Source organism: Mesorhizobium vachelliae, assembly GCF_033977325.1.
GTDB lineage: Bacteria > Pseudomonadota > Alphaproteobacteria > Rhizobiales > Rhizobiaceae > Mesorhizobium > Mesorhizobium vachelliae.
This window is the reverse complement of sequence record NZ_JAVIIR010000001.1, coordinates 433514-451961: the sequence shown is the minus strand read 5'-3', so window position 1 is coordinate 451961 and position 18448 is coordinate 433514. Positions and strand designations below refer to the sequence as shown.

19 protein-coding genes and 1 tRNA gene are annotated in these 18448 nt (G+C 63.4%); 14 read left to right on the top strand and 6 right to left on the bottom strand.

Going from position 1 to position 18448, the window contains the following annotated elements:
* Nucleotides 1-868: 868 nt before the first annotated feature.
* From RFM41_RS02225 to RFM41_RS02215, 3 genes are all read left to right on the top strand, one after another.
* Nucleotides 869-2302: a basic amino acid/polyamine antiporter gene (locus RFM41_RS02225; protein WP_320245901.1), complete on the top strand. Its 1434-nt coding sequence runs from the start codon at nucleotides 869-871 to the stop codon at nucleotides 2300-2302.
* A gap of 22 nt (nucleotides 2303-2324) precedes the next feature.
* Nucleotides 2325-3560 (top strand): arginine deiminase, encoded by a 1236-nt coding sequence (locus RFM41_RS02220; RefSeq protein WP_320245900.1) that lies wholly within the window; start codon nucleotides 2325-2327, stop codon nucleotides 3558-3560.
* Between the two features lie 156 nt (nucleotides 3561-3716).
* Complete coding sequence (locus RFM41_RS02215) at nucleotides 3717-4154, top strand: universal stress protein (RefSeq protein WP_320246200.1); 438 nt, start codon at nucleotides 3717-3719, stop codon at nucleotides 4152-4154.
* Nucleotides 4155-4374: 220 nt separating this feature from the next.
* Here RFM41_RS02215 and RFM41_RS02210 read toward each other — a convergent pair.
* Nucleotides 4375-4464 (bottom strand) — tRNA-Ser (locus RFM41_RS02210).
* Between the two features lie 460 nt (nucleotides 4465-4924).
* Between RFM41_RS02210 and RFM41_RS02205 the strand changes: the two genes are divergently transcribed.
* From RFM41_RS02205 to RFM41_RS02190, 4 genes are all read left to right on the top strand, one after another.
* Nucleotides 4925-5620 carry a hypothetical protein gene (locus tag RFM41_RS02205; RefSeq protein ID WP_320245898.1) on the top strand — a complete coding sequence of 232 codons (696 nt, stop codon included), beginning with the start codon at nucleotides 4925-4927 and terminating at the stop codon, nucleotides 5618-5620.
* Nucleotides 5621-5703: 83 nt separating this feature from the next.
* On the top strand, nucleotides 5704-6030 hold the full coding sequence (locus RFM41_RS02200) for a hypothetical protein (protein WP_320245897.1): 327 nt from the start codon (nucleotides 5704-5706) through the stop codon (nucleotides 6028-6030).
* A gap of 230 nt (nucleotides 6031-6260) precedes the next feature.
* Nucleotides 6261-7250, top strand: a complete 990-nt coding sequence (locus RFM41_RS02195) for a BMP family lipoprotein (RefSeq protein ID WP_320245896.1) — start codon at nucleotides 6261-6263, stop codon at nucleotides 7248-7250.
* A 64-nt stretch (nucleotides 7251-7314) separates the two neighbouring features.
* The gene (locus RFM41_RS02190; RefSeq protein ID WP_320319243.1) at nucleotides 7315-7776 is read left to right on the top strand and encodes a GNAT family N-acetyltransferase; all 462 of its coding nucleotides are present in this window, start codon (nucleotides 7315-7317) and stop codon (nucleotides 7774-7776) included.
* Nucleotides 7777-7821: 45 nt separating this feature from the next.
* On the opposite strand, the gene RFM41_RS02185 is transcribed toward RFM41_RS02190, so the two are convergent.
* Nucleotides 7822-8229 carry a hypothetical protein gene (locus tag RFM41_RS02185; protein ID WP_320245894.1) on the bottom strand — a complete coding sequence of 136 codons (408 nt, stop codon included), beginning with the start codon at nucleotides 8227-8229 and terminating at the stop codon, nucleotides 7822-7824.
* A gap of 38 nt (nucleotides 8230-8267) precedes the next feature.
* A complete protein-coding gene (locus tag RFM41_RS02180) occupies nucleotides 8268-8477 on the bottom strand; it encodes a SlyX family protein (RefSeq protein WP_127306341.1) in 210 nt (69 codons plus the stop codon).
* Between the two features lie 256 nt (nucleotides 8478-8733).
* On the opposite strand from RFM41_RS02180, the gene RFM41_RS02175 reads away from it, so the two are divergent.
* The 6 genes from RFM41_RS02175 to deoA are packed head-to-tail and all read left to right on the top strand — an operon-like array spanning nucleotide 8734 to nucleotide 14944.
* Nucleotides 8734-10266: an ABC transporter ATP-binding protein gene (locus RFM41_RS02175; RefSeq protein ID WP_320245892.1), complete on the top strand. Its 1533-nt coding sequence runs from the start codon at nucleotides 8734-8736 to the stop codon at nucleotides 10264-10266.
* A complete protein-coding gene (locus RFM41_RS02170; protein ID WP_320245890.1) occupies nucleotides 10263-11402 on the top strand; it encodes an ABC transporter permease in 1140 nt (379 codons plus the stop codon). Before RFM41_RS02175 ends, RFM41_RS02170 begins: the two co-directional genes overlap by 4 nt.
* 1 nt (nucleotide 11403) lies before the next feature.
* A complete protein-coding gene (locus RFM41_RS02165; RefSeq protein WP_320245889.1) occupies nucleotides 11404-12375 on the top strand; it encodes an ABC transporter permease in 972 nt (323 codons plus the stop codon).
* 60 nt (nucleotides 12376-12435) lie between these two features.
* The gene (cdd, locus tag RFM41_RS02160; protein WP_320245887.1) at nucleotides 12436-12828 is read left to right on the top strand and encodes a cytidine deaminase; all 393 of its coding nucleotides are present in this window, start codon (nucleotides 12436-12438) and stop codon (nucleotides 12826-12828) included.
* Nucleotides 12825-13628 (top strand): purine-nucleoside phosphorylase, encoded by an 804-nt coding sequence (locus tag RFM41_RS02155; RefSeq protein ID WP_320245884.1) that lies wholly within the window; start codon nucleotides 12825-12827, stop codon nucleotides 13626-13628. The genes cdd and RFM41_RS02155 overlap by 4 nt, the downstream gene beginning before the upstream one ends.
* Nucleotides 13628-14944 carry a thymidine phosphorylase gene (gene deoA, locus RFM41_RS02150; RefSeq protein ID WP_320245882.1) on the top strand — a complete coding sequence of 439 codons (1317 nt, stop codon included), beginning with the start codon at nucleotides 13628-13630 and terminating at the stop codon, nucleotides 14942-14944. Before RFM41_RS02155 ends, deoA begins: the two co-directional genes overlap by 1 nt.
* A 5-nt stretch (nucleotides 14945-14949) precedes the next feature.
* On the opposite strand, the gene RFM41_RS02145 is transcribed toward deoA, so the two are convergent.
* The 3 genes from RFM41_RS02145 to RFM41_RS02135 all read right to left on the bottom strand — a co-directional run bounded on the left by RFM41_RS02145 (nucleotide 14950) and on the right by RFM41_RS02135 (nucleotide 17494).
* The gene (locus RFM41_RS02145) at nucleotides 14950-15516 is read right to left on the bottom strand and encodes a TIGR02281 family clan AA aspartic protease (protein ID WP_320245881.1); all 567 of its coding nucleotides are present in this window, start codon (nucleotides 15514-15516) and stop codon (nucleotides 14950-14952) included.
* Nucleotides 15517-15721: 205 nt separating this feature from the next.
* Nucleotides 15722-16351 carry a uracil phosphoribosyltransferase gene (gene upp / locus RFM41_RS02140; protein ID WP_027165262.1) on the bottom strand — a complete coding sequence of 210 codons (630 nt, stop codon included), beginning with the start codon at nucleotides 16349-16351 and terminating at the stop codon, nucleotides 15722-15724.
* Between the two features lie 168 nt (nucleotides 16352-16519).
* Nucleotides 16520-17494 carry an adenosine deaminase gene (locus tag RFM41_RS02135; protein WP_320245879.1) on the bottom strand — a complete coding sequence of 325 codons (975 nt, stop codon included), beginning with the start codon at nucleotides 17492-17494 and terminating at the stop codon, nucleotides 16520-16522.
* A 167-nt stretch (nucleotides 17495-17661) separates the two neighbouring features.
* Between RFM41_RS02135 and ubiE the strand changes: the two genes are divergently transcribed.
* Nucleotides 17662-18438, top strand: coding sequence for a bifunctional demethylmenaquinone methyltransferase/2-methoxy-6-polyprenyl-1,4-benzoquinol methylase UbiE (gene ubiE / locus RFM41_RS02130; RefSeq protein WP_320245877.1), 777 nt, complete (start codon nucleotides 17662-17664; stop codon nucleotides 18436-18438).
* The last annotated feature ends 10 nt before the right edge of the window (nucleotides 18439-18448 follow it).

Sequence of the window (18448 nt, the reverse complement as noted above, 5' to 3'; positions counted from 1 at the left end):
GGAACGCACGGTCTTATCAGCCGGCGCACCCTTGGGACCGTGCTTGTAAGGCCCGGCCCGCCTGGTGTTTTACTCCGACCGGATATGCGTTTGTTTCTTCAGGCTGGCGCAACCTTTTAAGCGCCTGAAGGTTGTATGCGCGGCGAGGAGCATCCAATGAGGAGGATACGATGGATAGACGGTTATTTCTTACCGGCTTGCTCGGGCTGACCGGCGCAACACTCGTCGCCGGACTGGCCGCCCCTGGCAAGGCGGTTGCCGGCATTCCTGGGATGTCGGGCGGTATACTCGACGAACTTGATACGTCGCCCAACGATACTGAAGGCGGTGATGCCGGGGCTGCGCCGGAAAAAGTTCAGTACCGTCGACGGAGGAGGCGTCCCGTCTGGCGGACGGTTTGTCGACGTGTCCGAATCCGTGGCCGTTGGCATAGGCGCTGCCGTCGAGTCAGAGTGTCCCATCGCTATTAGATCCGAAATCTTGATAGCTCCGGCAGGATACGCGCCTTTCAATTGAAAACCCCGTTCCGGCGGGGTTTTTACACGATATGGCACGACCTAAGTATTTGTTTTTACGCAATTCCCAATAGATTGCGTTACATGCTTCCTCTAGAATTTACTCAGGTTGCATCGGGTCATCGAAAGCAATTTGTTCTGCCATATGGTTAATTTGCCTCGCCCCGGTACGAAAATTCAAGAAACTGACTGCTTTCCATCGAACCCAGCCGCCTTCACAAAATACTTACTGAATGCACATTGAAAATATTGAGTTTTCAATCTGCCGTCAGTGAATTATCTGCTTCGCAACAACCGAATTCGCGAGTAGGGTGCATCGTCCGCGAAAGTCGTTTGCTATGATGGAGGCAACGATGGTCGACCGGTCGCCTGACAAGCTTTCGCTTTTCTCGCTGACGGCTATGGTCGTCGGTTCGATGGTGGGGGCCGGTATATTCAACCTGCCCGGGCGTTTCGCCAACGCGACCGGACCCTTCGGCGCCATCATCGCCTGGGCAATCGCGGGCACAGGCATGTACATGCTTGCACGCGTCTTTCAGACGCTTGCCGAAAAGCGGCCCGATATCGACTCCGGCGTTTTCGCCTACGCCAAGGCGGCCTTCGGCGACTATACGGGCTTCCTGTCGGCTTTCGGTTACTGGCTCGGCAGTTGTCTCGGCAACGTCTTCTATTGGGTGCTGATCGGATCGACGCTCGGCCGTTTCTTCCCCGGCCTTTTCGGTGATGGGAGCAGCGCCACCGCAATCATCGTTTCGCTGATCGGCATCTGGGCCTTCCATTTCTTGATCCTGCGCGGGGTCCAGCAGGCGACCTTCATCAATACGATCGTCACCGTCGCCAAGATAGTGCCGCTGCTCGTGGCGGTCCTCGCCTTCATCGTCTTTTTCAGCGGCGCGCATTTTTCCGAGAATTTCTTCGGCGGCGTCGGCATGCCGGAAAAGACGATGCTGCAACAGGTGCGTGACACCATGCTTGTCACCGTGTTCGTCTTCATCGGCATCGAGGGCGCCAGCGTCTATTCCCGCTATGCCAAGACGCGGTCCGACGTGGGTTCCGCCACCATCCTCGGTTCCGTCGCCGTGACCGGCCTGATGGTGGCCATCACGCTCCTGCCTTACGCCGTCGCACCTCGGGCGGCCATCGCCGGCGTGTCCAATCCTTCGCTCGCCGGCGCGCTCGAACTGGCCGTCGGACACTGGGGGGCGGTGTTTATCTCCATCGGCGTCCTCATTTCCGTGCTCGGCGCCTACCTTGCCTGGTCGCTGATCTGCGCCGAGGTGCTTTTCATGGCGGCCGGCTCGAACGACATGCCCAGGCTCTTCGGGGCACAAAACAGCAATCGTGTGCCCGCCAATGCGCTGTGGCTGACCAACTCGGTGGTTTCGCTGTTCGTCATCTCGACCTACTGGTCGCGCGACGCGTTCAACATCATGCTCGACATGACCAGCGTGGCTGCGTTGCTGCCCTACCTTCTGGTCGCCGGCTATGGAGTGCTTTTGGCGCGCAGCGGCGTCGGGTACGAACAGGCGGCGGGCGAGCGGGGCCGCGATCAGGTCATCGCGTGGATCGCGGCCATCTACACCTTGTTCATGTTCGTCGCCGCCGGCCTGAAATACATATTGCTGCTGGCCGTGCTCTTCGCGCCGAGCACCGCCCTTTATTTCTGGGCCCGGCGTGAGCAGAAGGCTCGTCTCTTCACCCCCGTCGAGCTTGTCATTTTCGCCGTCACGATGATCGGCGCGCTGATCGGCCTCTACGGCCTTGTGACCGGCATGATCACGCCCTGAAGGGCAAATCCGGGAGGCCATCATGGAAACCAGTTTTGGCGTGCATTCCGAAGTCGGCCAGTTGCGCAAGGTATTGGTCTGCGCGCCCGGCCATGCCCATCACCGCCTGACACCCAGCAACTGTGACGCCCTGCTTTTCGACGATGTGCTTTGGGTCGACGTCGCCAAGCGCGATCATTTCGATTTCATCACCAAGATGCGAGACAGGGGCGTCGATGTCGTGGAGATGCACAATCTCCTGACCGAGACCGTTGCCGTCCCCGAAGCGAAGAAATGGATCCTCGACAATCAGGTGGTGCCGAACCAGGTCGGACTGGGCTTTGTCAACGAAGTGCGCTCCTATCTCGAGGGCCTGCCGGAGCGTCGCCTTGCCGAAACGCTGATCGGAGGCCTGTCGACCTATGAATTCCCCGAGAAGATTGGGGGTGCGACACTGGAGTTGATCCGGGACGCGGCGGGGGTGAACGAGTATCTGCTGCCGCCGTTGCCCAACACGATCTACACCCGCGACACCACCTGCTGGATCTATGGCGGCGTCACGCTCAACCCGCTCTATTGGCCGGCGCGCCACGAAGAGACGATCCTGGTCACGGCAATCTACAAGTTCCATCCGGACTTTGCCGGCAAGGTGAATGTGTGGTGGGGCGATCCAACCAAGGATTGGGGCCTCGCCACGTTTGAGGGCGGCGACGTGATGCCGATCGGCAAGGGCAACGTGCTCATCGGCATGAGCGAACGCACGTCCCGGCAGGCCATCAGCCAGCTCGCCGACGCCTTGTTCAAGGCCGGCGGGGCGGAGCGCGTCATCATCGCGGCGATGCCGAAACTGCGTGCGGCGATGCACCTCGATACCGTCTTCACCTTTGCCGATCGGAACTGCGTGCTGATCTACCCCGATATCGTGAACGGCATCGAGTGCTTCTCCTATCGCCCTGACGGCAAGGGCGGCGTGGAGTTGCGCAAGGACAAGGGCCTTATCGAAACGGTGAGAGAGGCGCTCGGCCTCAAGGAGCTGCGCGTCGTCGAGACGGCAGGCAACGACTACACCCGCGAGCGGACCCAATGGGATTCCGGCGCCAACCTAGTCTGCGTATCGCCGGGCGTGGTGTTTGCCTATGACCGCAACACCTATGCAAACACCGTCCTGCGCAAGGCCGGCATCGAGGTCATCACCATTTCGGGAAGCGAGCTTGGCCGAGGACGCGGCGGCGGGCATTGCATGACCTGTCCGATCAGCCGCGACGCAGTCGAATTCTGATTTTCCAGGCTGCCGGCCAAGTCTCGGCGGATGTAAGTCCCCAGAGCATTTGCAGCCAGGCGGAAACACTTGATGCCGTAAAAATGCAGCTAGAACAGAAAGATAGAGCGGGATACCGGCTTCTGCCGACCTCCCGCTCCAGTGGAGTATAGCGTGATGTATCAAAACGTCATGGTCGCGACGGATGGCTCCGACCTCGCGACGATAGCCGTGGATCATGCGACGAGCATCGCCCGCGCGTTCAATGCCCGTCTGACGATCGTCACCGTCGCCTTGCAGGCGCCAGTCTTCGACGCGATGTCGGGCGGAGGGGCAATATCGCAATCCGTCTTCGACGAAATACGCCGCGCGAATGTCGAACAGTGCACGGCCATCCTGAAGAAAGCCGCGGCAGCCGCCGGACCCGGCGCGCGAACCGAGATGGTTGAATCCCTTACCGCCTACGAAGGCATCCTGCACACCGCGAAGGAGATCGGCGCGGACCTTGTCGTCATGGGCTCGCATAGCCGCAGTCTTCTCAGCAGGCTGGTTCTCGGCAGCCAGGCTTCGAAAGTGGTCAACCTGTCCGAGGTGCCGGTTCTCATCGTCAGGTAGCGCCGGGGGCCGCAGCGGTCGGCTGATCGGCCTACTCACGATCCAGTGTCGTCCCGGGAGGGTGGAGCCGCGCCCATGAACCCGAGGAGCCATGTGCTGGAGGGGGCGAAGCATCCGACGGCGATGGCGATCGGGACGCCGATGAAAGCGCCATATAAGGGCATCCCGCTTTGCTGCGCTGACTGCACCGATCCTGCGAAGCTCGGAGAGCGATGCAGGATGGCGGAGAGAGCGGGATTCGAACCCGCGTTACGGTTTCCCGTAAACACACTTTCCAGGCGTGCGCCTTCAACCACTCGGCCACCTCTCCGTCCTTGACATCTCGCGCCGGCCGGTTTCGCCGCGCGGGTTGGGGAGATGCTCCCATGGGAAGTCCTCAACGGACATATGGTTGCCTTCAACCGCGGGCAACCTTCCCGGCACCGGTAGCCGTCTAGGCAAACAGGCGCGGGGCTCATCTAGTCGATCCGAAAGCGAATGCCAAGCCATAATGGCATTGCCGCGGCTTTTGCTGCGGAATGGGCACGGACATGGGTTCAGGAGGGGGCGATGCGTTCGAATGATGTGCACAGGCTGGTCGCCTCCAACCGGCTGTGCTTGACTTCGGCTCCGCGCGGCTGTCGACTGCCTGAAATCTCTGTTTCCATGCAATCCCGGTTGGAACGGTTGCGAGCTTTCCCTGGAGTTGCCGGTTCAGTTTTCGCAATTTCCGACGGAAAGTCGCCACGCGCTTTCCGCGGAATGGTTCGGGCGAGGGGCATCGTCCTGGCATGGCGTCGATCGACCAGCAACCCGCGGGGCGGCCGGATAGCGGGCTTTCCTACATCCCGGTGGCGTGGCTCGTCATCGTCATGGGCCTGTCGGCCTACGGCCTGATTGCGAACTGGCGGCTGATCGGCGACTTCAGCCTGCCGGAAAATGCATTCTTCCTCGTCTATAGCGGCTTGACCGGCGGCGTGATCATCATCCTGTGGGGATTGTACCTGCTTGGCCTTGCCTTCAACCGCTCGGCCCGCTTCCCGCGCCATTACACGATCTGGCAGGTCGCCATCATCATCTGGCTCGTCCTGCGCCAGGCCTATGTGTTCTACAGCTTCGCCTTCTCAGCCGAGGCGCTGGGCTTCACCGTCGCCGAGATCGCCATCGGCCTGCTCTGCATCTACCTGCTGCGCAACGGCGCCGGCTCCGAGGCCGTCTATGCCAATCCGGAGACCGGGCGGCCGCCGGTCTTCGTCTCGATCCTTGCCGCGCTGCTCGGCATCATCCTTGGCGGCGCGATCGGCGCCTGCGGCGGCTTCTTCGCCGGTTCGCTGATCGCGGACCTGACGCATATGAGCTGCTTCGAGGGCGCCTGCGGATTTTTCGCGGCGTTCGTCGGCCTGGGCGGCCTGATCGTCGGCGCCATCGCCGGCGCCATTTTCGCCATCTGGCGGGTGAACCGGCGCAGGGCGGCGCGGGCTTCTTAATTTCACGACCCACGATTGCGCGGAAACCACGCACGCTCTATGTCGATTGCGGGGTAGACGGAGCGTTCCCGGGGAGAGCGTCGATGTTGCGTTTCATCTTTCGGCTGGCGGCCATGGTTGCGCTGTCGATCTCCGTCATCATGGCGGTGATCGACACAACACGCTCGGTCGCGGCCTCCTCGCTGGTGATGACGCCGCTCAACGCAAGCTGGCTGGCGGTCTCGCCGGAAACCCGCGCGGCCTTCGAGACTTTCGTGCGCGCCAAGGCAAGCCCGCTGGTGTGGGACGGCGCCGTCGCCTTTGTGCTTGCGCAACCGGGTTTCGCGGTGTTCGCGGTGCTTGCCTTCCTGCTCTACGCCATCGGCTACCGGCGCAAGCGCCGCGGCGCGGAATTCGCTCCCACGCCCTGAAGGCTGTTGTTTTGACGCAATTGCGGGAGGACGGCTACGGCGAAGTCGCCGAGCCGACCGCCGGTAACCGCTTTTTCCAACAGGTCAAAATTCCACGTGAATTTTGTTTCGCGCCGTGCCAGATTGACCGCGAGCGGGAGGGGAAAACACTTCCTGCCTGGCGTCGCCAGCCTGCCGGAGAACCGGGCAGGCGGTGCAAACGGAAAAATAACCGACAGGGTGTGGATCACATGAAACGTATCGTTCTCGGCCTTCTGGCCGCAACCGCAATGGTTCTTCCGGCTTTCGCCGCGGATGTGCAGCCGGCCATCCTCTATGATCTCGGCGGCAAGTTCGACAAATCCTTCAACGAGGCCGCCTATCATGGCGCGGAGAAGTTCAAGGCCGAGACCGGCATCGCCTATGTCGAATTCGAGGTCTCCAACGCCTCGCAGCGCGAGCAGGCGCTGCGCCGCTTCGCCGAGGACGGCCGCAACCCGATCGTCATGGCCGGCTTTGCCTGGGAAGACGCGCTGAAAGCGGTCGCGAAAGATTATCCCGACCTGAATTTCGCCATCATCGACGATGCCGTCGACCTGCCCAATGTCCGCTCGCTGGTATTCAAGGAGAATGAAGGCTCCTACCTCGTCGGCATCCTGGCGGCGATGGCATCGAAGTCGAAGAAGGTCGGCTTCGTCGGCGGCATGGACATCCCGCTGATCCGCAAGTTCGAATGCGGCTATGTCGGCGGCGCCAAGTCGGCCGGCGCCACCGAGGTCATCCAGAACATGACCGGCGACACGCCGGCCGCCTGGAACGACCCGACCAAGGGCGGCGAGATCGCCAAGACGCAGATCGACCAGGGCGCCGACGTGGTCTACGCGGCTGCCGGCGGCACCGGCGTCGGCGTGCTGCAGGCGGCCGCGGATGCCGGCAAGCTCGGCGTCGGCGTCGATTCCAACCAGAACGGCCTGCAGCCCGGCAAAGTGCTGACCTCGATGATGAAGCGCGTCGACGTCGCCGTCTACAACACCTTCATGGACGGCAAGAACGGCACCTTCAAGGGCGGCCTCGAGAATCTCGGCCTCAAGGAAGGCGGCGTCGACTACGCCATGGACGACAACAACAAAGCGCTGGTGACTGATGAGATGAAGGCGGCGGTCGAAAAGGCCAAGGCCGACATCATCTCAGGCAAGGTCCAGGTGCACGACTACACCGCAGACAACAATTGCCCGTATTGATCGGCAGCTGAACCAGGCTTTGAACCGCCGGGCCAACGCCCGGCGGTTTCGTTTTGGAAACGGTATGATGCGGCCGACAATCGAAGCGATGGCCGAAGGCGACGTCGAGGCGATCGCGCGGCTTCGGCTCAAAGCTTTCTTCGAGGGCACTGATCGGACGCTCGACGAAGACATGGCCGGACTGCGCGGGCTGATCGCCGGCGACGGCTTCGAGGCTGCCTTCGTCGCCCGCGACCGAGGCCAGCCGATCGGGAGCTGCCTGCTCGTGCGCGACGAGATCGACTCGCCGCACGATCAGACGCCATGGCTCGCCGGGCTGGTCGTCGAGGAAGCCTATCGAGGTGGCGGAGTCGGCACGGCGCTGGTCAAGACCGTCGAAGCCCATGCCGCGTCGGCCGGTATCGGCACGCTCCATCTTTATACCTGGCAGGCGCGCAGCTTTTACGAAGCGCTCGGATGGAGAGCGGTCGAGACTTTCGAGCAGGATGGCGCGCCGATGCTGCTGATGGCGAAGTCTCTACTTTGACGCAATTCCGGGCGGAAAACCGCCCGCACTTTTCCTGGAATTGCTTTATAGCGTGCCGGCGAGATAGCCGAGCGCAAAGGCCGCCACCAGGGCAAGCGCGATGACAAAGCCCAGCCTGCCGCCAAGCGAATGCAGGCCGACGCCGTATGGCTTGCGCTCGAGCCGGTGGATCATCGGCGGCGGCGGTTCCGTCTCGGGAGCGGCGACGCCGGCCAGCCGCGTCTGCATCTGCGGCAATTCGGCGAGACGTTGCGTGACCAGGTCCCAGCGGTGGTCGCGCGCTTCGGATCCCGCGGGATCGAAGGCGCGCAAGCGTTCGGCGAGCCGCAGCACCGTGTCGCGAAAGGCGGGATCGATCTCGAGGTCGCGCTCGGCGCGGGCGCGTTCCCTGTCATTCATCAGGCCGAAGACATAGTCGCCGGCCCTGGCGACACGGTCGCTTTCACTGGACATGGCCGTCTTCCCCCATGGCGTCTCACCCCCACGGCTTCTCACCAATGCGGCGGCTTGGTCACCGGCACGTCGGAGGCGGTCTGCTCCTCCAATTCCAGGAATCGGTCGGTGAGGGCCGCGAGCTTGCGCTCCATGCGCTCGATCACCTTCCACTGTTCGGCGATCTGGCCGGACAGTTCCTCGATGGTCTTTTCCTGCTCTGCGGCGCGGATCTCCAGCGTCGTCAGCCGATCGTCAGGCATAGCCATGCAAGCCGTCCCTTGCGAATGTGAAGCCTCCACCTAACCAGATATTCGTGGGATGCCCGCGACTATCTGCTTATGCTCTGCTGGTTCCCGCAGGTTATGATCGCAAACCGTGGGACACTTTTGCGGAACCTGCTCAGGTTCGAAATTGACAAGGGCGCGGGGATTTGTCGAGAGTGAACGGCCGATTGGCATAAGCGGGGCATCATGCTAGGCACTTTGACCAAGCGATAAAAAAATAACGAGTGGGACAGGCTGCATGGCGCAAGCCGCAATCGAGCTCATAGGCATCAACAAGAGTTTTGGCGCGGTGCGCGCCAACCGCGACATCAATCTGGAAGTCGCGCGCGGCACCATCCACGGCATTGTCGGCGAGAACGGCGCCGGCAAGTCGACGCTGATGTCGATCCTCTACGGCTTCTACCAGGCCGACAGCGGCGAGATCCGCGTCGGCGGCAAGCCGGTGTCGATCAACACCTCCAACGACGCCATCGCGCTCGGCATCGGCATGGTGCACCAGCACTTCATGCTGGTCGACAATTTCACGGTGCTGGAAAACGTCATCCTCGGCGCCGAGAACGATGCGCTGCTGAAGAGCAGCATCGCCAAGGCGCGTTCGGAGCTCGACCGGCTGGAGCGCGAATACGGGCTCGAGGTCGATCCCGACGCCGTCATCGAAGAGCTGCCGGTCGGCTTGCAGCAGCGCGTCGAAATCCTCAAGGCGCTCTATCGCGGCGCCGAGATCCTGATCCTCGACGAGCCGACGGGCGTGTTGACGCCGGCCGAGGCCGACCACCTGTTCCGCATCCTCAAGCAATTGAAGGATCAAGGCAAAACCATCGTGCTCATCACCCACAAGCTGCGCGAGATCATGGCGATCACCGACACGGTTTCGGTGATGCGCCAGGGCACGATGGTGGCCACCCGGGTGACGAAGGAAACCACGGTCGGCGAACTGGCCGAGCTGATGGTCGGCCGACGCGTGCTCCTGCGGGTCGAGAAGGGCGCATCGGAAGCCGGCGCGATAAGACTGTCGGTGAAGAACCTGACGGTGAAGGACTCCCGCGGCGTCACCATGGTCGACAATGTCTCCTTCGACGTGCGCGGCGGCGAGATCGTCGGCATCGCCGGCGTGGCCGGCAACGGCCAGTCCGAGCTGCTGGAGGCGATCTCCGGCATCCGGCATGCGGTCTCCGGCGAGGTGATGCTGGAAGGCAAACCGATCGATCTCACCGGCAAGGCCGATCCCGGCGAATTGCGCGACCGCGGCCTCGCCCATGTGCCGGAGGACCGCCATCATGTCGGACTGGTGCTTGCCTTCGAGGAGAACGAGAATTCGATCCTCGGCTATCACGACGACGAGCGCTACCTGAAGGGGCCGTTCCTCGACATCGATGCCATCATGGCCGACGCCAAGGACAAGATCGAGAAATACGACATCCGCCCCGGCAATCCGCGCCTGAAGACGGCCAATTTCTCCGGCGGCAACCAGCAGAAGATTGTGCTGGCCAGGGAGATGGAACAGGACCCGGGCGTGCTGATCGTCGGCCAGCCGACGCGCGGCGTCGATGTCGGCGCCATCGAATTCATCCACAAGCGGCTGATCGCCATGCGCGACCAGGGCAAGGCCGTGCTGGTGGTCTCGGTCGAGCTCGACGAGATCCGCTCGCTCTCCGACCGCATCCTGGTGATGTTCGCCGGCCGTGTGGTCGGCGAGCGCGGCCCGGACGCGACCGAAGGCGAGCTTGGCCTGTTGATGGCCGGCGTCGAGCACCAGGAGGCCGCCGAATGAGCACGCCTTACACCAAGCTGCCGGCCTGGGCCGACTATGGGTTGATTCCGTTGATCAACCTGTCGGTCGCCTTCATCGTCGCCGGCTTCGTCGTCATGCTGGTCGGCGAAAACCCGTTCCGCGCCGCCGTCATCCTGGTCGAGGGCGCTTTCGGCAAGGGCACAGGCGTTGCGTTCACGCTCTTCTATGCCACCACCTTCATCTTCACCGGGCTGTCGGTGGCGGTGGCCGCGCATTGCAGCCTGTTCAACATCGGCACCGAGGGCCAGGCCTATATAGGCGGGCTCGGCATCGCGCTGGTTTGCCTGAGCCTCGACAGCGTGCTGCCGTGGTGGGTGATCTTTCCGATCGCGATCGTGGCCGCGGCGGCGTTCGGCGCGCTTTGGGGGCTGATCCCGGCCTATCTGCAGGCCAAGCGCGGCTCGCACATCGTCATCACCACCATCATGTTCAACTTCATCGCCGCCTCGGTGATGGTCTACCTGCTGGTCGGCCCGCTGAAGCCGGCCGGGTCGCAGGCGCCGCAGACGCGCAATTTCCTGGCCGGCGCCGAATTGCCGAAGCTCAACTGGATCATCGAATTGTTCGGCGCCAAGATCCGTTCCGCACCGCTCAACATCTGCTTCCTGCTGGCGCTGGTCATGGCGTTCCTGGTCTGGCTGCTGATCTGGCGGACCAAGCTGGGTTACGAGATGCGCACTTATGGCCACAGCCCGAAAGCAGCGCGTTACGCCGGCATTTCGGAAACCCGCATCATCATCACCGCCATGATGATATCAGGCGCGTTGGCCGGCATGATGGCGCTCAACCCGGTGATGGGCGACCAGCACAATGTCGCGATCGATTTCGTCTCCGGCGCCGGCTTTGTCGGCATCGCGGTGGCGCTGATGGGCCGGCTGCATCCGGTCGGCATCGTGCTGGCGGCGATCCTGTTCGGCATGCTCTACCAGGGCGGCGCGGAGCTTGCCTTCGAGATGCCAGCGATCAGCCGCGACATGATCGTCATCATCCAGGGGTTGGTCATCTTGTTTGCCGGTGCGCTGGAGCACATGTTCAGGCCCTATATCCAGGCGCTGTTCGCGTCGATCAGCCCGAAGTCGGTCGGCATGCAGGCCGTGAACGGGAAGGGGGCCTGAGATGGACACATTCAACGCCATCATCCAGGTGCTGGATTCGACCATCCGCCTTTCGGTGCCGCTGCTGCTTGCCTGCCTGGCTGGCCTTTATTCGGAACGGGCCGGTATCTTCGACATCGGGCTCGAAGGCAAGATGCTGGTCGGCGCCTTTGCCGGGGCTTCCGCCGCCGCCGTCTTCCACTCGGCGCTGATCGGCCTCGGCACCGCGGTGCTGATCTCGGTGGCTTTCGCGCTGGTGCACGGCTTCGCCTCGATCACGCATCGCGGCAACCAGATCGTTTCCGGCGTGGCGATCAACTTCATCGCAGCCGGGTCGACCATCATCCTCGGCCAGGCCTGGTTCAGCCAGGGCGGGCGCACGCCGGCGCTGCAGCCGGGCGAGCGCTTCGAAGCGATCATCTGGCCGGGCGCCGACGCAATCAAGGACGTGCCGGTCATCGGCCCGATCTATGCCGAGCTGATCTCCGGCCACTCGATCCTGGTCTATTTCGCCTTCGCCATGGTGCCGTTCACCTGGTGGGTGCTGTTCCGCACCCGGTTTGGGCTGAGGATGCGCGCCGTCGGCGAAAACCCGGCGGCCGTCGATACCGCCGGCATCTCGGTCGCCTGGCTGCGCTATCGCGCGCTGATCTGCACCGGCATCCTCACCGGGGTCGCCGGAGCTTACCTTTCCATGGTGCAGAATGGCGGCTTCGTGAAGGATATGACGGCGGGCAAGGGCTATATTGCGCTGGCAGCGCTCATCTTCGCCAAATGGAAGCCGGTCAACGCCATGTTCGCCTGCCTTTTGTTCGGCTTCCTCGACGCCGCCTCCATCCGCCTGCAGGGTTCGCCGCTTCCTCTTGTCGGCAAGGTGCCGGCGCAGTTCATGCAGGCGCTGCCCTATGTGCTCACCGTCATCCTGCTCGCTGGTTTCATCGGCAAGGCGATCCCGCCGCGCGCCGGCGGCGTGCCGTATGTGAAGGAACGCTGAGCCTGGATTTCGTCCGTCGCCGACCGGCATGTGAACAAGATCGTGGGAGAGAAGAACCGGATGTCGCATGATCTGTTCGAGGCGGCGAAGGCGGCGATGGCCAAGGCCTATGCGCCCTATTCGAAGTTCCCGGTGGGCGCAGCGCTGCGCACCGAGGACGGGCGCGTCTTCACCGGCGCCAATATCGAGGTGGCGTCCTATCCGGAAGGCTGGTGCGCCGAGACGACCGCGCTCGGCCACTACATCATGGGCGGCGGCGGCAGGATCGTCGAGATCGCGGTCGTTGCCGAGCGTATGGCCAAATGCTCGCCCTGCGGCGGCTGCCGGCAGCGGCTGGCGGAATTCTGCCGACCGGACACGAAGCTTTATCTGTGCGACAACACCGGCGTGGCCGAGACGGTGACCATGGGCGACATGCTGCCCTACGGCTTCAGGGGCGATATCTTGAAATGAAGGAAGCGCTGGATCATCTGGTCGAGAAGCTGGACGGGCTGGCGCCGACGGCGGCGCTCGTGCTGGGCTCGGGCCTTGGCGGGCTGGTCGATCAGGTTAAGGATGCTCGCCGAATTTCTTATGCCGAACTGCCGGGCTTTCCGCGCAGCGGTGTTTCCGGCCACGCCGGCGAGGTGGTGGCCGGGCATTTCGCCGGCACGCCGGTCCTGATGCTGTCCGGCCGCGCGCATTATTACGAGCATGGCAATGCCGCCGCGATGCGCCCGGCGCTGGAGGTGCTTGCCGGCATCGGCATCTCGCACCTGATCCTGACCAATGCCGCGGGCTCGGTCGATCCTGAAATGGGGCCCGGCTCGGTGATGCTGATCACCGATCACATCAATTTCTCCGGCTCCAACCCGCTGATCGGCGAGCCGAGCGACCGCCGCTTCGTCGGCCTCACCGAGGCCTATGACGCCGGGCTGCGCGGCGCGATCGAAAGGGCGGCCAAGGCGACAGGGACTGCGCTGCATCAGGGTGTCTATATGTGGTTTTCGGGACCTTGCTTCGAGACACCGGCCGAGATCCGCATGGCGCGCGTCATGGGCGCCAACGCGGTCGGCATGTCGACCGTGCCGGAGGTGATCCTGGCTCGCTTCCTCGGGCTCAAGGTCGCGGCCTGCTCGGTCATCACCAATCTGGCGGCCGGCATGACCGGGGCGGAACTCTCGCACCAGGAAACCAAGGACATGGCGCCGGTCGGCGGCGCGCGGCTGGCGACGATCCTGCGGCGCGTCTTCCAGGACGGCTTGCCCGACTGATGCTGCCGCAGGAGATCATCCGCCGCAAGCGCGACAATCACAGGCTCTCGGCCGAGGAGATCGCGGCCTTCGTCCAAGGGCTGACGGCCGGCAGCATCTCCGAGGGCCAGGTCGGCGCTTTCGCGATGGCCGTGTTCCTCAACGGCATGAGCCGCGAGGAAGCCGTCGCGCTGACGATCGCCATGCGCGATTCCGGCGACGTGCTCGACTGGTCCGACCTGCCGGGTCCGGTCACCGACAAGCATTCGACGGGCGGTGTCGGCGACAATGTCTCGCTGATGCTGGCGCCGATCGTCGCCGCCTGTGGCGCTTATGTGCCGATGATCTCGGGCCGGGGCCTCGGCCATACCGGCGGCACGCTGGACAAGATGGATGCCATCCCCGGCTATACCAGCCAGCCGGACGTGGCGCTTTTCCGCAAGACGGTGCTGGAAACGGGCTGCGCCATCATCGGCCAGACCGCCGATCTCGCGCCGGCCGACCGCCGGCTCTACGCGATCCGCGACGTCACCGGCACGGTCGAATCGGTTCCGCTGATCACCGCCTCGATCCTGTCGAAGAAGCTTGCCGCGGGCCTGGGCTCGCTGGTGCTCGACGTCAAGGTCGGCAATGGCGCCTTCATGGAGAAGTCGCGTGATGCCGTCGCCCTCGCGAACAGCCTGGTCGAGGTCGCCAACGGCGCCGGCCTGAGCGCATCGGCGCTGGTGACGGGCATGAACGAGCCGCTCGCGTCGGCGGCCGGCAACGCGGTCGAGGTGAAGAATGCCGTCGATTTCCTCACCGGTCGTTATCGCGACCGCCGGCTGGAGGATGTGACGCTGGCTCTGGCCGCCGAGATGCTGCAGTCGGCGGGCCTCGTCTCGTCCAACCAGGACGGCATCAGGCGCGCCACTGAAGCGCTTGCCGGCGGCCGTGCGGCTGCCGTCTTCGCGCGGATGGTGTCCGTGCTGGGCGGCCCGGGCGATTTCATCGAGAATCCGGAAAAACATCTGCCGGCGGCGCCGGTCGAATTGGCCGTGAAGGCGGAACAGGACGGGTTCGTGACCGGCATCGCCACGCGCGATATCGGGCTTGCCGTCGTCACGCTCGGCGGCGGGCGTTCCCACCCGGACGACAAGATCGATCATGCCGTCGGTTTGACTCGATTGCTGCCGGTTGGCGCCGAGGCGCGTTCAGGTGAGGCGCTGGCGCTGGTGCATGCCCGCAGCGACGCGCAGGCTGAAGCGGCCGCTGCCGCCGTGCGCGCTGCTTACACAATCGGGAGTTCCAAGCCGCCCGCCGAAAAGACCGTGCTCAGGCGGATATTGCCTCGCTGATCAGCCTATTGAACGAGCAGCAGCGCGCCGTCCTGGACCTGGTATTTCTGCAACCGCTGCAGGAAGCTCATGCCGATCAGGTTGGTTTGCAGCGCCCTGTCGTCGAGCACCATCGCCTGGACGTTGTCGACGGAGATCTTGCCGATCTGCAGGTGGTCGACCGTCACCACGGCGGCCTTGATCGCCCCGTTGGCGGTGTTCACCTGGTGACTGAAGTCGGACGGGTTGAGCGAAATGCCGATCCTGCGCGCGGTCGAGGTGTTGATGGCGACCAGCGTCGCGCCGGTGTCGATCATGCCGTCGATCTGGCGGCCGTTGAGCTTGAACTGCGACGTGAAATGGCCGCGCGCATCGGCGTTGACCAGCACCTGGCGGCCGAGCGGTATTGGCGCCGCCGGCTTGTCCGGGACCGAAGCGAGATTGACCTGCGGCTGAGCCTCCGGTGTAGCCGGCTGCGAGGCGACGGTCGATTTCAGCAGGCCGTCCACCAGATGCGGGTTAGCCTGATAGACGATCGGAATCGAAGCCGAGGTTCCGGCAAAGATGCCGAGGATGAGAAGCTTGCGCAGCATGGATGCCCCTAGATCGGTTCATCGTTTCAAGGAAACGTTGAACCGCTCTATCCCTTTGTTTTGGAGCAATTCCGGACGGAAAACCGCTTTACACTTTTCCTGGAATTGCTCCCGAAGGCAGCATCCTTAGGCCCGCCATGGTGTTTACGACTTTAACGCGTGCCGGAACCGCAAGCTTGCGTAAACGGTCAGTTAAAAAGGGCGCTCACTTTGTCCCGTACATGCGGTCGCCGGCGTCGCCGAGACCGGGCATGATGTAGCCCTTGTCGTTCAACTGCCGGTCGATCGAGGCGGTGAAGATCGGCACGTCCGGATGCGCCTTGGTGAAACGCTCGATGCCTTCCGGGGCGGCGAGCAGGCAGAGGAAGCGGATGTTGGTGGCGCCGCGGCCCTTCAGCTTGTCGATCGCCGCGATCGCCGAATTGGCGGTCGCCAGCATCGGATCGACGACGATCACCAGACGGTCGGCAAGATCGCTCGGCGCCTTGAAGAAATACTCGACCGCTTCCAAGGTCTCATGGTCGCGGTAGAGGCCGATATGGGCGACACGTGCTGCTGGCACCAGGTCGAGCAGGCCCTCGAGCAGGCCGTTGCCGGCGCGCAGCACCGAAGCGAAAACCAGCTTCTTGCCCTCCAGCGTCGGCGCCTCCATCTCCTCGATCGGCGTCTCGATCATGGTCGTGGTCAGCTCGAGGTTGCGGGTCACCTCATAGCCCAAGAGCAGCGAAATCTCGCGCAAGAGCCGCCGAAAGCCGGCCGTCGAGGTCTCCTTCTTGCGCATGATGGTCAGCTTGTGCTGGACGAGGGGGTGGTCGACGACGGTGACGCCCTGCATGATGTGCTCCGACTGGTTCGCAGTGGGTAGTGGTCAGTAGTGAGTAGTGAGTAGTGAATAGTGAGCCGATTTGCGAGTCCTCGCCTCGGGGAAAGCTCCGGCCTTCAACCGCTTGATGCGCGCCTGGCCAAATCCATAACTACTGACTACCGACTACTCCCTACTCACTCACCGCACCTTCGCGTCCAACCGGCTCAGCAGCATCGCCTTGGTCTTCTTATCCACGAAGGCCGCCTCGATGGCCGTCCTGGTGACGGCTATGAGTGCCTTGTCGTCCATGCGGAAATGCTCGGCGGCGATATCGTATTCGCGCTTCAGCGAGGTCCAGAAATAGGGCGGGTCGTCGGAATTGAGCGTCACCTTGCAGCCGGCGGCGCGCAGCGCCAGAAAGGGATGGTCGGCGAAGCTGTCGAAGACTTTCAGCGCTATGTTGGAGCCTGGACAGCATTCCAGCACCACGCGCTGGTCGGCTATGCGACGGACGAGGTCGGGGTTCTCGATGGCGCGAACGCCATGGCCGATGCGGGAGGGGCGGATGTGGTCGAGGGCCGCCGCCACACTTTCCCAGCCCATCAGCTCGCCGGCATGGATGGTGATGCCGAGGCCCGCCTCGCGCGCGATCTCGACGGCGCGCACATAATCCTCGAAGTCGCCGATGCGCTCGTCGCCGGCGACGCCGAAACCCGTCACCAGCGGATGACCGCAGCGCGCCGCGAAGCGCGCCGCCTGCTCGATCGCCTCGACCCCGACATGGCGCACGCCGGTGACGATCATGCGGCCCTCGATGCCGGTCTTGGCCTTGGCGCGGGCCATGCCTTCGCCGAGCGCATCCGTATAGGCCTTTGGCGACAGCCCGGCCTTCTTGGCATGGTCCGGCGAGGTGAAAACCTCAGAATAGATGGCGCCGTCGCGGGCGAGGCTGGTCAGGTAATAGTCGGCGAGGCGCGCATAATCCTCTTCAGTGCGGAACAGGTCGGAAGCGAAATCGTAAGCCGCGAGAAAGGAGGTGAAATCGTGCCAGACGAAGGAGCCATTCTGGATATAGGGCGAAGGGTCCTTGCCATATTTGCGGGCCTGGCTGACGACGAGCTCGGGCGCTGCCGCGCCTTCGATATGGCAGTGCAGTTCGGCTTTCAAAATCATGCGGTCATCCCGTCCGGTATGCTGCTCTCGCACAGGTGCTGGCCGGAAAATCATGCAAGACCTTTCCCGGCCGGTTTTGAAAGCGCGGCCGAAAACCGCGCCTTGGACAATAGCGTCGGCACCATCGATCGGCTATGGTCCCGCCGGTTTTATGACGGATCAAAATAATGTCAGTTGAGAGAACCACGGCCGCGGGCGGCATGGAAACCTCCTACGGTTTCAGGAAGGTCGGGGCAGGCGAGAAGCAGCCCCTGGTCAACGACGTCTTCCATAAGGTGGCCAATCGATACGACCTGATGAACGATCTGATGTCGGCCGGGTTGCATCGGCTGTGGAAGGACGCGATGGTCGCCTGGCTGAACCCGCCGAAGCGGGTGGGCTGGAAGGTGCTCGACGTCGCCGGCGGCACCGGCGACATCGCCTTCCGCATCGTCGAGGCCAGCCAGCGCCTGGCCCATGCGACCGTGCTCGACATCAACGGCTCGATGCTGACGGTCGGCCGCGACCGCGCCGAGAAGCTGGGGCTTGCCGCAAACACCGACTTCGTCGAAGCCAATGCCGAGGAATTGCCGTTCGAGGACGGGACTTTCGACGCCTATACGATCGCGTTCGGCATCCGCAACGTGCCGCGCATCGAGGTCGCGCTTGCCGAAGCCTATCGCGTGCTGAAGCGCGGCGGACGGTTTCTGTGCCTGGAATTCTCCGAGGTCGAGATGCCGCTGCTCGACAAGGCCTATGAGGCCTGGTCGTTCAACGCGATCCCCAAGATCGGCAAGGCGGTGACCGGCGACGGCGAGCCCTACTCCTATCTGGTCGAATCCATCCGTAAGTTCCCCAACCAGCAGAATTTCGCGGCGATGATCACCCGCGCCGGCTTCGATCGCGTCACCTTCCGCAACTATTCAGGCGGTATTGCCGCCCTTCATTCCGGCTGGAAGCTTTGAGGCGCGGCCC

Bases quoted from the DNA above. Each gene is read 5' to 3' on its own strand.
- RFM41_RS02225 (WP_320245901.1), top strand. From the start codon at position 869: ATGGTCGACCGGTCGCCTGACAAGCTTTCGCTTTTCTCGCTGACGGCT.
- RFM41_RS02220 (WP_320245900.1), top strand. From the start codon at position 2,325: ATGGAAACCAGTTTTGGCGTGCATTCCGAAGTCGGCCAGTTGCGCAAG.
- RFM41_RS02215 (WP_320246200.1), top strand. From the start codon at position 3,717: ATGTATCAAAACGTCATGGTCGCGACGGATGGCTCCGACCTCGCGACG.
- RFM41_RS02205 (WP_320245898.1), top strand. From the start codon at position 4,925: ATGGCGTCGATCGACCAGCAACCCGCGGGGCGGCCGGATAGCGGGCTT.
- RFM41_RS02200 (WP_320245897.1), top strand. From the start codon at position 5,704: ATGTTGCGTTTCATCTTTCGGCTGGCGGCCATGGTTGCGCTGTCGATC.
- RFM41_RS02195 (WP_320245896.1), top strand. From the start codon at position 6,261: ATGAAACGTATCGTTCTCGGCCTTCTGGCCGCAACCGCAATGGTTCTT.
- RFM41_RS02190 (WP_320319243.1), top strand. From the start codon at position 7,315: ATGATGCGGCCGACAATCGAAGCGATGGCCGAAGGCGACGTCGAGGCG.
- RFM41_RS02185 (WP_320245894.1), bottom strand. From the start codon at position 8,229: ATGTCCAGTGAAAGCGACCGTGTCGCCAGGGCCGGCGACTATGTCTTC.
- RFM41_RS02180 (WP_127306341.1), bottom strand. From the start codon at position 8,477: ATGGCTATGCCTGACGATCGGCTGACGACGCTGGAGATCCGCGCCGCA.
- RFM41_RS02175 (WP_320245892.1), top strand. From the start codon at position 8,734: ATGGCGCAAGCCGCAATCGAGCTCATAGGCATCAACAAGAGTTTTGGC.
- RFM41_RS02170 (WP_320245890.1), top strand. From the start codon at position 10,263: ATGAGCACGCCTTACACCAAGCTGCCGGCCTGGGCCGACTATGGGTTG.
- RFM41_RS02165 (WP_320245889.1), top strand. From the start codon at position 11,404: ATGGACACATTCAACGCCATCATCCAGGTGCTGGATTCGACCATCCGC.
- cdd (WP_320245887.1), top strand. From the start codon at position 12,436: ATGTCGCATGATCTGTTCGAGGCGGCGAAGGCGGCGATGGCCAAGGCC.
- RFM41_RS02155 (WP_320245884.1), top strand. From the start codon at position 12,825: ATGAAGGAAGCGCTGGATCATCTGGTCGAGAAGCTGGACGGGCTGGCG.
- deoA (WP_320245882.1), top strand. From the start codon at position 13,628: ATGCTGCCGCAGGAGATCATCCGCCGCAAGCGCGACAATCACAGGCTC.
- RFM41_RS02145 (WP_320245881.1), bottom strand. From the start codon at position 15,516: ATGCTGCGCAAGCTTCTCATCCTCGGCATCTTTGCCGGAACCTCGGCT.
- upp (WP_027165262.1), bottom strand. From the start codon at position 16,351: ATGCAGGGCGTCACCGTCGTCGACCACCCCCTCGTCCAGCACAAGCTG.
- RFM41_RS02135 (WP_320245879.1), bottom strand. From the start codon at position 17,494: ATGATTTTGAAAGCCGAACTGCACTGCCATATCGAAGGCGCGGCAGCG.
- ubiE (WP_320245877.1), top strand. From the start codon at position 17,662: ATGTCAGTTGAGAGAACCACGGCCGCGGGCGGCATGGAAACCTCCTAC.